Below are 12,864 nucleotides of genomic sequence, written 5' to 3' on the forward strand. Positions count from 1 at the left end.
CGGTCCTGTGTGGAGTGCGAGCATGGCGGCCATGGGAAACTACGAGGACGAGCGGACGGTGTCGCGGGCGGACCTGGCGGGTTGGCTGCGGCAGTTGGCCCACCAGCTTGACTCCGAGGGCAAGATCTTCTACGGCGCTGGCGGCGCGGTCGCCGTCGGCGACGAGGTCGAGTGTGAACTGGAGATCGAGCGCGACGGCGCGGAGATTTCGGTAGAGATCGAGTTCTCCTGGACCGCCCCGGCCGCCGCCGAGGAAGACGACGAAGCAGACGAGGACGAGGACGAAGAAGAGGACGAGGAAGCAGAAGGGGCCGAGACGGCGGAAGCCGAAGCGGCCGAGACCGAGCAGGCCGACGAGGCCGCGAAGGCGGCTCCGGCGGCGGAACCGAGCGCGACCGCCGCCCCGGCGGCCACCGGCACCGAGGACAAGCCCACCGCTACGGCGTAGCCGTCCGTCCGAACAGGACGATTGGCGGGTGGGTGGGGCAGGTTGCCCGGCCCACCCGCCGCCCCTCGACCGGGCGGTGCGGAGCCTGGCGCGGTCAGGTGTGGAGCTTGGCGCGCAGGACCGCGACGTCCGGTGCCCCGAGTTCCTCGTAGACGGTGAGCGCCTGCCGCCAGGCCGCCCGGCAGTCCTGGCCGCGTCCGGCCGCCCGCAGCGCGTCGCCGAGCCGGTGCAGGGTGGCCGCCTGGTACCAGCGGTCGTCGAGGTCCCGGTAGATCTCGGCGGCCCGCCGGTAGTCGTCGATCGCCGCGCCGTGCCGGCCGAGTTGGCCGTGTGCGGTCGCGGCGGCCTGCAACGCACGGGCCTCGCCCCGGCGGTGGCCCAGCGTCCGGAATAGCTGGATCGACTCGGTGATCACCGGTACCGCCTCGGCGGGCCGGCCGGCGTCGGTCAGGGTGAGCGCGATCTGGTAGAGCGAGATCGACATGTTCCCGGTGTCGCCGTGCGCCCGCTCCAGCGCGTACGCCTGCCGGCTGCACCGCAGCGACCGGTAGTGCTCCCCCGTGTCCCGGTACGCGGCACCCAGGTTGCTCAGCACGGTCGCGATGCCGGCCGGGTCGTCGACCTCGCGGAAGATCTCTAGCGCCCGCTGGTGCGTCTGCACCGCCAGGGCGGCCTGCCGGGTCGACCGGTAGGCGGTGGCGATCCCGCTGAGCATGTGCGCCTGGCCGATCAGGTCACCGGTCCGTTCGGCCGCCTCCAGCCCGGCCCGATGGGTGCGGATCAGATCACCCCAGGCGCTGGTCAGGTGCAGGTGGATCCAGGTGGCGTAGGCGAGGCGCCAGCACAGGTCGTCGAGGCCGCAGGCCGTGGCCAGGTCGACGGCGGCGATCAGGTTGTGCCGCTCGGTCTCGTACCACTGCCGGGCCTGCCGCTCGCCCGAGAAGGTCAGCGGGGTGACGCCGCGTGGCACCCCCGGCACCGTCACCTCGGACTCGCTCGGCTGGAGCAGCGGCCGGGCGTGCAGCGCGCTCCGGGTCAACCACTCGACCAGCCGGTGCTGGCTGGCCGCCCGCAGCCGCGCCGGATCCTGCTCGGCGGTGAGTTCGGCGGCGTACGCGTAGAGCAGGCCGTGCACCACGAACCGGTCCGGGGCGTGTTCGCCGACCAGGTGCGCGGCGGCGAGTTCGCCGAGCAGGGCCCGGGTCTCCGGCTCGTCGGCGCGGACCAGGGCGGCGGCGGCCGGTACCGACAGTTCCGGCGTGGGGTGCAGCCCGAGCCGCCGGAACAGCCGGGCGGCCGGCGGGCTCAGCGTCCGGTACGACCAGGAGAAGATCGCGCGTACGTCGACCGCCGTGTCCGGGCTGGCGAACCTGTCCAGCCCGTTGCCGGCCTCGGCGAGTTGCCGGTCCAGCGCCGCCAGCGGGAAGGCGGGTCGGGCGACGGCCCGGGCGGCGACGACGGCCAGCGCCAGCGGCAGCCGGCCGCAGGTCTCGACGATCCGACCCACCGCCTCGGGTTCGGCGTCGATCCGCTGCTGCCCGAGACGGGAGCCGAGCATCTGCCGCGCCTGGTACGCGGTGAACGGGTCCAGCCGTACCGTCATGGCCCCCTCGGTGACGACCAGCGCGGAGAGCTCGCTGCGGCTGGTGACCAGCACGAAGCATCCGGATCCGCCGGGCAGCAGCGGCCGGACCTGCTCGGCGTCGCCCGCGTTGTCCAGTACCACCAGCATCCGGCGACCGTCCATAAGGGACCGGTAGAGTCCGGTCTGGCCGTCGAGGTCGGCCGGGATCTGCGCGGCGGGGACGCCGAGCGCGCGGAGGAAGAGCGTCGCCGCGTGTCCCGGCCGCACCGTCGCCCGGCCGTCGTAGCCGCGCAGGTCCACCCAGAGCTGCCCGTCGGGGAAGCGCTCCGCGATCCGCCGCGACCAGTGCACTGCCAGCGCCGTCTTGCCGACCCCGGCGGTGCCGTTGAGCACCAGGATGCCCGACGGGCCGCCGGAACCGTGCTCGCCGTTGTCGAGCAGGCTGTGCAGCCGGGCCACCTCGGCGGCCCGGCCGGCGAAGCCGGACACCTCCGGCGGCAGTTGCCGGGGTACGGGCGGCAGTCCGACCGCCTCGACCGGTGCCGTCGGGCTGCCGCCGAGAACCTGTGCGTGCAGCCGCTGGAACTCCTCGCCCGGGTCGAGCCCGAGTTCCTCGGCCAGGTGCCGGCAGCCCTCGTGGTAGGCGTCCAGCGCCTCCGCCCGACGCCCGCTGCGGTGCAGTGCGGTGACCAGTTGCCGCCACAGCCGCTCCCGGAGCGGGTCCCGGGCGGTCAGCCCGCGCAACTCCTCGACGAGTTCGGCGTGCCGGCCGAGGCTCAGGTCCACGTCGATCCGCCGCTCCAGCGTACGCAGCCGCCGTTCACGCAGGCCGGGGACGCTCTCCCGGTGCAGCAGTTCGGAGGGTACGTCGGAGAGCGCGTCGCCGCGCCACTGCCGCAGTGCCTCGCGCAGTGCGGCCGACTCGCCGTGCAGGTCGGACCGTTGTGCCGCCGAGTCGGCCCGGTGCAGCCAGTGCTGGAACCGCCCGACGTCCACCAGGTCCGCGCCGACCTCGATCCGGTAGCCGTCGGATCCGGTGGCGATCAGTGGCGGCGATCCCGCCCCGTCCAGTAGTGCGCGTAGCCGGGTGACGCACAACTGTGCCGCCCGTCGTGGATTGTCCGGCTGCCGGGAGTCCCAGATCGCCTCGGTCAGTCGCCCGACCGAGACGAGCCGGCCCGGCTCCAGCAGTAGTGTCGCCAGCAGTATCCGGCATTTCGGCGAACGCACCGGCACCGGCTGGCCCCCCACTCGTACGTCGATGGGCCCGAGCAGCCCGAATTCCACCCCGTTGATCATCGCCCTCTCCGCCCCGTGTCTCCGACAGGCTGACACAACAGACGACAATCGGAAATACGCAGCCTGACGTACACATACAGGGTCGCGACAACTGACGATATCGGGTTTCCGACCGGAGGATGATCAATTCTCGAATCAATTGCGGAAGTCCGCAAAGGCCGATCGACTTCTGCTGCCCGGACGTGCCGCGACACCGGGACGGCGTGGCGCCATCCCGGTGTCCCGACCTCGCTGCGAGGCTGCTCCGGCCTCAGCCGAGATAGCTCCGGCTCAGCACGATCTCCTCACTCGGCAGGCCGAGCAGTCCGAGCACCTGGACCCGGACGGCGGTCTGCACGAGCTGTCCGTTGGCGTTCGTGCTGGACTCGTTCAGGTAGACGACCGCGACGCCGGGGATGCCAATCGTCACCGGGCTGCTGGTGCCGACCGCGGCACCGTTGACCGTGCCCACCACCCGGGAGGTCCGGGTGATGCCGGCCGGCCCGGCCACGCTGGTGCTCTCGATGGTGGAGAGGTTGACCAGACCGCCGAGCAGGTTGGCCCCGGCGACCGTCGCCCTGGCCGTGGTCGTCCCGGTGGCCGGGTCGAGGGTGCAACTGGCGTTCAGTACACCGGTGCTCAGCAGCGGCGGCGCGTTGACCGCCACCGAGGTCCGCGCGTCGTCGGGCGGGCAGGTGACATCGGGTGTCCGGGGAACCGTCAGCAGCAGGCCGCTGGCCTGGAGGGCGAAGGCGCCGCCGCGCAGGTAGACGACCACCCGGACCACGGCGGTGGCCGAGCCGCCGTCGTCGTCGGTCACCCGTACCAGCACGTTGTGCGGGCCGAGCGCGGTGAACGGGTGGCTGGCGGTGCAGGTGCCGGCGCCGCCGGACTCGGTGACGGTGCCGGTGGCCAGCGGGCTGCCGTCGTCGAAGTCGATCGAGCAGGTGTGCGTGTCGTTCGTGCCGATGTCGGTGAACGGCGCGGTGAAGCTGACCGGGGTACCCCGGGTGAACAGTGCGCCGTTCGCCGGGGCGGAGATGCTGACCGCCGGGGCGACGTTGCTCAGGGTCAGCGTGGTGCTGGCCGAGACCGGCGGGTTGACCCCGTCGTCGGCTTGCAGGGTGAGCGTGTAGACGCCGTCGTCGGTGCAGGTCACCGTCGTGGAGATGGCGGCCTGGTTACCGAAGGCACAGGTGGCGCCCGGTTCGCCGCCGCCGCTGACGTCCCAGTCCAGGGTGGCCGGGGGACCGTCCGGGTCGGTTACGGTGCCGGCGATGCCGACCGGGGTGCCCTCCTGGCCGGCGTACGGGCCGCCCGGCTCCACCACCGGTGGGGCGTTGACCACGACGGTACGGCAGTCGGTGACCGAGCCGGTGCCACCGCCGTCACTGCCGCTGGCCCGTACGCAGATCTCGTGCGTCCCGGCGGCCAGCGCCGGCGTGCTGGTGCTGTACGTGACGCTGCGCGGGCCGGGGGACTGCGGCAGGTCGGGCTGGATGTCGGCGTTGCCGATCGGCGTGTAGGGCCCGCCCGGTCCGGTGCTGCTCAACGCCAGCGAGGTCAGCTCGGAGGTGATGACGCCGGGCAGGAAGTCCGGCAGGGCCTCGGTGGGTACCGCGACACAGTGCCCGCCGGGCACGGTCGCCGCGGTGATCTGTTCGAGGCTGCCGCGCCCGCCGCCGTTGTTGGCGCAGGAGGAGCCGGAGCCGACCGCGAAGGTGTAGATGTCGACGTTCTCCGGGATGCCGGCCAGGGCCGCCTGCACCCCGCCGACCGCGCCGTCGGTGGCCACGCCGTCGGAGAGGAAGACCACGATCTTGCGCTGCTCGTCGGTGGCCGCCGCGACCGCCCGGGCCTGGGTCACCGCGTCGGCGAAGTCGGTCGAGCCCGCCACCTCGCGGTGGGTGAAGTCGTCGACCCCGCCGTTGCCGTTGCTGGCGAAGGCGGAACTCAACACCTCCTCGATGTCCCGGTCGCCCGCGTCGGCGCCGGTGCCGCCGAGGTCGCTGTCCGGGCCGGTGATCAGATCGTCGGGTGTGCCGCCCGGCACCACGTCGGCGGCCACGGCCGTCGACCCGAAGACCACCGCGCCGACGCTGCCGACGGTGCCGGCGACGGCGGGATCGGTCACGATCTTGTTGTTCAGGTTCCGGGCCGCGGCGATCTCGCAGTCGATGATCTGTCCGCAACTGTTGCCGCCCGCGATGGTGCTGGCGGAGACGTCCAGTACGTAGACGACGGCGGTGTTCGCCACCGGCTGGCCGACGCCGACCGAGGCGGTCCCGGTCACGGTCACCGGGCCCGGCGGCAGCACCGCCCCGTCGGCCGGGGTGTCGATGGTGACCGAGATGCTGGTGCCGCCGGGCAGGTTGCCGTCGACGGCGCCGGCCGGCAGCCCGGTGGTCAGAACGAGTGCCAGCGCCGTTATCGAGATGCCGGCGGTGCCGGCCCAGGCCGACCTTGCACGCTTCATGAACTCCTCCTCGTCGGGGCGCGCGGGGAAATGGGGGATACGAACCCGATGTCGCGCCAGAGGGAGTATGGAGCGATGTGAATGCGGCTCATGCGCGCTAAGTGACAGGGCGCTGACCAAACTGTGCTAGCTCGACGTTCATCGATCTGATATGTCTTTGGTCGGTGGCGGGACGATCGGTCTGAGTACCTCCGGCCACCCGTCGACACGGCAGGGGCGGATCGTCCCTTGACGACTCGCCGTCGTCGTGGCGGCGCTTGTGTGTGGCGGGTCGGCACGTCCTCGGCCTTGACGGGGAGGGGAACTGTTAAGTTAACTAACGGATAGACGGATGTCGCCATGTGGCGGCCGAGGGAGGAGCCTCCGGTGCCCGTACCCGCCAAAGCGCCGCGCCCCGCCGTCGCGGCTGGCCTGGCCGCGCTGCTCGCCGGAGTCGCCGCGCTGGCCGGAGTACCTCCGCTGACCGCCCCGGCCGCGTACGCTGCCGCCGCGCGGTTGACCGCCGGCTACGTCGAGGCGTCGACCTGGAGCACCGGCTACGGCGGCGGTTACACCGTCCGCAACACCGGCGACGCCGGGGCGGAGGGCTGGACCGTCGAGTTCGACCTGCCGGCCGGCTCCCAGGTGACCAGCTCCTGGAGTTCGGTACGCAGTCAGACCGGTCAGCGCTACCGGTTCAGCAACGCCACCTGGAACGGCAGCCTCGCACCCGGTGCCTCGGCCGACTTCGGTTTCAACGTCAGCGGGCTCGGCCGGCCGACCAACTGCCTGGTCAACGGCGAGCCCTGCCTCGGCGGCGACCCGGGCACCCCGCCCCCGACCACCCCACCCGCGCCGACCACCCCACCGGCCAGCCCGACTCCGACCCCGACGCCGAGTCAGCCGCCGTCGGGGCCGGTCGTCCCGGTGGCCACCGCCGCGCAGCTCCGGGCCGCACTCGCGGACGCGATCCCCGGCCAGCGGATCCAGCTCGCCCCCGGCACCTACCGGGGCGCGTTCGTGGCGCGGCGGCCGGGTACCGCCGCCGCCCCGATCGTGCTCACCGGCCCCCGCGACGCGATCCTCGTCAACGACGGCCCGAGCGGCACCGGCCCGGCCTGCCCGGTACCGACCACCGGCTGGGACTCCGGCTACGGCCTCTGGCTCTTCGACTCCGCCCACTGGCGACTCTCCGGCTTCACCGTCGCCGAGTCGAAGAAGGGCATCGTGCTGGACAACTCGCCACACGTGACGATCGACGACGTGTACGTGCACCACGTCGACGAGGAGGCGGTGCACTTCCGCCGCTCCTCCGCCGACGGGATCCTGCGGAACTCCCGGATCGAGCACACCGGACTGACCCAGCCCGGCTACGGCGAGGCGGTCTACCTCGGCTCGGCGAACTCGAACTGGTCCTGCCACGGCAACAGTGGGGGAGTGGACCGCTCCGACCGGGTCCAGGTGCTCGGCAACCGGCTCGGCCCCGGGGTGACCGCGGAACACATCGACGTCAAGGAGGGCACCGTCGGCGGGGTGATCCGGGGCAACACCTTCGACGGTCGCGGGCTGTCCGGGCAGAACTCGGCCGACTCCTGGGTCGACCTGAAGGGCACCGGCTACCTCGTCGAGGACAACACCGGCTCGTACGCCCCACCGGGCACCTTCGCCAACGGCTACGAGACGCACAACCCGGTGGCCGGCTCGGGCTGCGGGAACATCTGGCGGCGTAACAGCTCCGACCTCGGCGGAGTGGGTCGCTGGGCGGTCAACGTCACCTCGACCTCGAAGTGCGCCGGCAACCTCAACGTGGTGTACGCCAGCAACACGGTCACGAACGCGACCAGCGGCCTCACCAACATCGCCGTGACACCCTGACAGGGTCCAGGGCGAGGCTGATCACCCTGCGGACGGCGGTGCGGCGCAGGCGGGTCAGAGCGTCAGGCTGGCGCCGGGCTCGGCCAGCTCGTGGAAGGTGATGCCGAGCCGCTCGACGTACCGGCGGTAGGTGTCGTAGCGCTGCCGGAGGAAGAAGTCGCGGGCAAACCCGTCGTGGACCGGCAGGACCCCGCCCGGCTGGAGCTGGGCGACGAACCCGGCCACCGCGCGCTCGGTCAGGAACGGCGCCATCACCGGTACGGCCGCCACCCGCACACCCCGGTACGCCAGCAGCCCGGGATGCAGCGAGTCACCGCAGTGCAGCAGCCGCCCGTCGACCAGGTACGCCGTGTTGCGTGGGGTGCTGTCGTCGAGCACCGGCTCGTGATCGGCGGGTACGGCATCGAGCCGCAGCGCGCCGATCCGGTGCTCGCCCGGCGCCAGTACGGCCACGTCGAGCCCGGCCCCGCGCAGCACCTCGGCGGTCTCCTGGTTGCCGAGCAGTGGCGCCCCGGTCCGTCGCACGATCTCGGCCAGCGCCGTCGGGTCGGCGTGGTCCGGATGGTGGTGGGTGAGCGCGACGGCGTCCAGCCGACCGAAGTCGTCGGGGCGTACCCGGCCCTCGACAAAACTGAACCGGCCCGGATCGAGCAGCAGCCGCACCCCGTCCTGCTCCACCAGCAGGCACGAGTGCAGAAATTTCGTGATCCTCAACCGCCGGCTCCGTCCGCCACGCTGTCCGGCGGGCTACCCGGGCGGCCCGACCGTAAACGTTCGCCACCCGGGGCGGCAGACGTCCGGAAGGGTTCAGCCGGGACCGGGGCCGGGACGTACGGCGGTCAGCCGCGGCCCGTCGACCCCGGCCGACTCGGTCGACGAAGACGTCAGTGCGTCCAGCCGGCTGCGTGCAGGGCATTGTGGAAGTAGCTGCCCCGGTCGGCGTACGCCATCGTGCGCGGCTGCCACCAGGCGGCCTCGACCTCGGGCCGGACCTCGTGCGGGAACGCGGCGAGCAACTCCGCCAGGCTCTGCCGCTCGGGGTCGGGCAGTCCGGCGACGGCGGCCTCCGGCGTCAGCCCCGAGCGCTCGGCCAGTTCCGGATGCGCCCGGAGGTAGCTCTCGACGTGCCGGACGACCTCGGCCAGCCGGCGCCGAAGGCCCTCCGGGTCGGGCGCCTCGGTCGACCTCCGCAGGTCGACCAGTTCCCGTTCCGGGCCGAAGACCGGCAGCAGCCGGTGCCCGGTGGCGTCGAAGAACGCGAGATCGTCGCGGTGGAGACTGTCGATTCCCATGATGTCGTCGCTGAGCAGGGTTGATACGTCCCGGTACGCGTGCGCGAAGGTGTTGTCGTTCGCGACCGCGACGATGCCGATCTCGGATGCCGTTTCGTGTCCTCGCACTGCGGTGCCCTCCCCTGTCTTGTCCGCAGGTGGATCGATGACAAACTCGACTCTAGAGCCGGGGAATGGCGTCCCGAGGCGCGTTGTCGGGATTGCGCCGTGCTGATTCACGCAATTGCGGCCGGTCCGCCTCGCTCGGCGGGGCGGAAGTCCGCCACCCAGTTCACCTCCCAGGTCTGCCCGCCGTCGGCCGAGAACGCCTGCTCCCAACGGGGCCGCCCGGTGTCCACGTCGGACCAGGTGTAGCGCACCCGGATCGGGCGCCCCTGCCAGGTGTCGTCGCACTCGAAGACACCGACCCCGTCGGTGAACCGCCCGACGACCGGTACGTCCAACTGGCCGCCGCTGGTCTTCGCGGCCCACCAGATCCGCCAGACCCGCTCCTCGGGGCTGTACAGCCGCAGGGTGACGCCTTCGATGTCCCGCTCCGGCGCCCGGAGCACGTCGAAGACGCCCGTACCGTCGAGCAGGATCTGGCAGTCCAGGGTCGCGTCGAACTCGTACCACTCGTCGATGCCGGCGAGCACCTTGACGAGGCGGCGCTGCCGGCTGGTCCAGTGTCCGGCCAGGAAGTCGAAATCCGTGTTCCGCATGGCCCGGACGCTACGGCCGTACCCCTGACACGTTCTGTCAGACCCGACTGGCAGACTTCGGCACCGTGCGCGCCGACCGTCTGCTCTCCATCGCGCTGCTGTTGCAGAGCCGGGGCCGGCTGACCGCCCGGCAGCTCGCGACCGAGCTGGAGGTCTCGGTCCGGACGATCTACCGCGACGTGCTGGCCCTCGGCACCGCCGGCATCCCGGTCTACGGTGACGCCAACGGCTACTGCCTGGTCGACGGCTACCAGACCCAGTTGACCGGGCTCACCCCCGACGAGGCCCGGGGGCTGGTGCTGACCGGGCTGCCGGGCGCGGCGGCGGACCTGGGGCTGGCCGAGGCGGTGGCCGCCGCGCAACTGAAGCTGACCGCCGCGCTGCCGGCGGCGCTGCGGGAGCGGGCGGACCGGATGCGCCAGGTCTTCCACCTCGACAGCCCCGGCTGGTACCACGACGGGGACAGCGCCGACCAGCTCGCCGTCGTCGCCGACGCGGTGTGGCGGCAACGCGTCGTCACGGTGCGGTACGAGAACTGGACGCGAATCGTCGACCGCCGGCTGGAGCCGTACGGGCTCGTGCTGAAGGCCGGCCGGTGGTATCTGGTGGCTCGCGCCGAGCGGGGCGTACGGACGTTCCGGGTCAACCACATCCGTCACCTGTCGGTGCTCGCCGAGGGGTTCGACCGGCCGGCGGAGTTCGACCTGGCGGCGTACTGGCGGGCGCACGTCCTGGAATTTCGTGCCCGGCTGCACCAGGGTGAGGCGCTCGCCCGATTCGCACCGGGCGTGCTGGACCAGGTGTCGCACCTGCTGGGGAACGCGGTGGCGGCGGCGGTGGCGGACGGCGAGCCGCAGCCCGACGGCTGGATCCTCGCCCGGGTGCCGATCGAGTCGGACAGCCACGCCGAGCGGCAGTTCCTGCGGCTCGGCGCCGAGGTCGAGGTGCTGGCGCCGGAGTCGCTGCGACAGCGGCTGGCCGCCACCGTCGCCGGCCTGGCGGCCCTGTACCCGCTTTCACCAACCAACCGTGACCAGGCGGACGACCCGGCCGACCATGACGAGGCAGGTCGGGAAGATCGCAACCAGGCGGGGCCGGCCGACCGCGCCCAGGCAGGTCGGACAGCCCACGACCAGGCCGGTTCGGCGGACCGTGACCAGGCCGGTTCGGCGGACCGTGACCAGGCAGGGCCGCCTGAGCGTGGCGAGGCCGAATTGGCCGGCGTCAGGGCCGGTTGACCGGGTCTCCGACCGGCTACCGTGATCGGGATGCGGCGGGGGCGGGACGACTGGGCGCAGCGGCGGAACGCGCGCCGTCAGCCCCGGAGCCAGCCATACACGCGCCCCTACGGTGCCGACTGCCGTTATCCGCAACGGCCGGCGCTTTTCCGTAATCGAATGAGCTGGTTTTACCGGGAAATAGGATTGCTTACCGGGCGGATCGTCGGACATTTACCTGACAGTTCCGTTCGGCATGGGATACACGGTGATTGCCGTTCTCCCGGGCGGCGGTTTCAATCCTCCTCACTATCCGCACATCGACGCGGAAACAAACGGGGAGGATCGATCGTGACCGGACGTGGGCCACGCCGTTTCCTGGTGTCGACACTCGCCCTGTCGCTCGTGACCAGCACACTGGGCATGGTCGCGACCGCCGGGGCCGCCCGGGCAGCACCCTTCAACGAATCGCCGCCGCCGGTCCAGATCGGCTACACCGACTCGGCCAACCCCGGACAGGCGTACGACGCCGGTGCGGAGGACCTGCCGCTGGGAAGCTGGCCGGACGAGGACGGCATCCGGCACACCTCGCGGGTCTACGCCACCTTCGACCTTTCCGCCTTCGAGGGCAGGAAGGTCTACGCCGGCTCACTCTTCATCCAGGAGGACAGCGCCGCCGACTGCACGAAGCGGGCCATCGAGGTGTGGCGGACCCGGCCGATCGGGGCCACGCCCAGTTGGCGGCGGTCTCCCGCACCGCTGGTCAGAGCCGACGAGATCCACACGGCGGACTTCTGCCCGGGCGCGACCATCAACTTCGACGTAGGTGCGGTGCTGCTCGACGCGCTCCAGCAGCGGCAGCGACGGATCAGCTTCGAGATCCGGGTGCCGGAACAGTACGAGAACGACCCGAGCTACGCCCGCCGGCTCTCCGCGTACTACTCGGTGCAGTTGAGCGTCCGGTACAACTCGGTGCCGACCGTCGACAGCAGCCGCCTCTACAACGGTGGCTTCCCGTGCAGCACCCTGAAGCCGTACCCGAGGATCGGCGCCTTCGCCGACGTTCTCCAGGCGCGCGGCTCCGACGCCGACGGACAGGACGAGCACAACGTGCGGACCACCGTCGCCATCTGGCCGGTCGGTCGACCCGAGGCCCGCGCCGAGTTCACCGGCGAGCACGGCAGCTCGGGCCGGGCCAACGGGGTGAACCTGCCGGAGGGCGTACTCGTCGACGGCACCTCGTACGTCTGGCAGGCCCGTGCCGGCGACGGTGCCGACCTCTCCGGTTGGTCGAAGAAGTGCTACTTCACCTACGACCGCAGCAGCCCGGCCGAGCCGCCGACGGTCAGCTCGTCGAACTATCCGCCGGACGAGGACGGCCAGCAGACACCGCCGGGCGAGCCGGGGATCTTCACCTTCTCCGGCAACGGCGACCGGGACGTCGCCGGCTTCCAGTACGGCTGGACCGAGTTCAGCGTTCCCGGCTGCGAGTCGGGCGGTGACGTCGGGCAGTTGGTCTGCCAGCCCGTGTTCAGCCGACCCGGCACGGTGCGGGCGAACGCGCCGGGCGGCTCCGCCACGGTGACCCTGAACCCACCGGGCAGCAGTGTGCAGCGGCTGTTCGTCCGCTCGCTCGACGCGGCCGGCAACGCGTCGCCCACCGCCGTCTACCAGGTGTCCGTGCCGTCCTCGGCCCCCGGGGTGACCCGCCTCGGCGCCGAGCCGGAGTTGGGCCAGGAGGTGGTGCTGAAGGCGTCGCCGGCCCGGGGCGTCCAGGTCGACCGGTATGAGTACGTGCTGGACCGCGACGAGCCGCGGACCGTACCCGCCGAGGAGGACGGTACGGCGCACATCTCGTTCCGGGCGACCAGTCCGGAGTGCCACCACATTCGGGTACGCAGCCACAGCGCCAACGGGTTCGTCTCGGCCTGGGCCTCGTGGTCCTGCTATTTCGAGGACGAGTGACAGGCACCGGGTCCTGAACCAGCCGGCACCAGGTGACCGGCACCGGGG

General features: G+C 72.0%; 9 protein-coding genes. 4 read left to right on the forward strand and 5 right to left on the reverse strand.

The features are described 5' to 3' along the window. Positions 1-31: 31 nt before the first annotated feature. Positions 32-448, forward strand: coding sequence for an amphi-Trp domain-containing protein (locus Pen02_RS15535; protein ID WP_203866698.1), 417 nt, complete (start codon positions 32-34; stop codon positions 446-448). Positions 449-542: 94 nt separating this feature from the next. Here Pen02_RS15535 and Pen02_RS15540 read toward each other — a convergent pair whose 3' ends face one another. Further along, positions 543-3,332 carry an AfsR/SARP family transcriptional regulator gene (locus Pen02_RS15540; protein ID WP_203866699.1) on the reverse strand — a complete coding sequence of 930 codons (2,790 nt, stop codon included), beginning with the start codon at positions 3,330-3,332 and terminating at the stop codon, positions 543-545. 250 nt (positions 3,333-3,582) lie between these two features. Beyond that, the gene (locus tag Pen02_RS15545) at positions 3,583-5,787 is read right to left on the reverse strand and encodes a vWA domain-containing protein (RefSeq protein ID WP_203866700.1); all 2,205 of its coding nucleotides are present in this window, start codon (positions 5,785-5,787) and stop codon (positions 3,583-3,585) included. Between the two features lie 366 nt (positions 5,788-6,153). Between Pen02_RS15545 and Pen02_RS15550 the strand changes: the two genes are divergently transcribed. Beyond that, on the forward strand, positions 6,154-7,641 hold the full coding sequence (locus Pen02_RS15550; protein ID WP_239140748.1) for a cellulose binding domain-containing protein: 1,488 nt from the start codon (positions 6,154-6,156) through the stop codon (positions 7,639-7,641). Between the two features lie 54 nt (positions 7,642-7,695). Here the strand turns inward: Pen02_RS15550 and Pen02_RS15555 are convergent, their stop codons facing one another. The 3 genes from Pen02_RS15555 to Pen02_RS15565 form a co-directional block, all read right to left on the reverse strand. Beyond that, complete coding sequence (locus tag Pen02_RS15555) at positions 7,696-8,355, reverse strand: MBL fold metallo-hydrolase (protein ID WP_203866702.1); 660 nt, start codon at positions 8,353-8,355, stop codon at positions 7,696-7,698. A 170-nt stretch (positions 8,356-8,525) separates the two neighbouring features. Continuing rightward, positions 8,526-9,041, reverse strand: a complete 516-nt coding sequence (locus Pen02_RS15560) for a hypothetical protein (protein ID WP_203866703.1) — start codon at positions 9,039-9,041, stop codon at positions 8,526-8,528. 107 nt (positions 9,042-9,148) lie between these two features. Then, positions 9,149-9,634: a hypothetical protein gene (locus Pen02_RS15565; protein WP_203866704.1), complete on the reverse strand. Its 486-nt coding sequence runs from the start codon at positions 9,632-9,634 to the stop codon at positions 9,149-9,151. A 65-nt stretch (positions 9,635-9,699) separates the two neighbouring features. On the opposite strand from Pen02_RS15565, the gene Pen02_RS15570 reads away from it, so the two are divergent. Both Pen02_RS15570 and Pen02_RS15575 read left to right on the forward strand, forming a co-directional pair. Continuing rightward, a complete protein-coding gene (locus Pen02_RS15570) occupies positions 9,700-10,872 on the forward strand; it encodes a helix-turn-helix transcriptional regulator (protein ID WP_203866705.1) in 1,173 nt (390 codons plus the stop codon). Between the two features lie 330 nt (positions 10,873-11,202). Continuing rightward, complete coding sequence (locus tag Pen02_RS15575) at positions 11,203-12,816, forward strand: Ig-like domain-containing protein (protein WP_203866706.1); 1,614 nt, start codon at positions 11,203-11,205, stop codon at positions 12,814-12,816. The last annotated feature ends 48 nt before the right edge of the window (positions 12,817-12,864 follow it).

Source organism: Plantactinospora endophytica, from assembly GCF_016862915.1.
GTDB classification, from domain to species: Bacteria; Actinomycetota; Actinomycetes; order Mycobacteriales; family Micromonosporaceae; genus Plantactinospora; species Plantactinospora endophytica.

Coding starts and splice junctions, on each gene's coding strand:
- Pen02_RS15535 (WP_203866698.1), top strand. CDS start 32: ATGGGAAACTACGAGGACGAGCGGACGGTGTCGCGGGCGGACCTGGCG.
- Pen02_RS15565 (WP_203866704.1), bottom strand. CDS start 9,634: ATGCGGAACACGGATTTCGACTTCCTGGCCGGACACTGGACCAGCCGG.
- Pen02_RS15545 (WP_203866700.1), bottom strand. CDS start 5,787: ATGAAGCGTGCAAGGTCGGCCTGGGCCGGCACCGCCGGCATCTCGATA.
- Pen02_RS15540 (WP_203866699.1), bottom strand. CDS start 3,332: ATGATCAACGGGGTGGAATTCGGGCTGCTCGGGCCCATCGACGTACGA.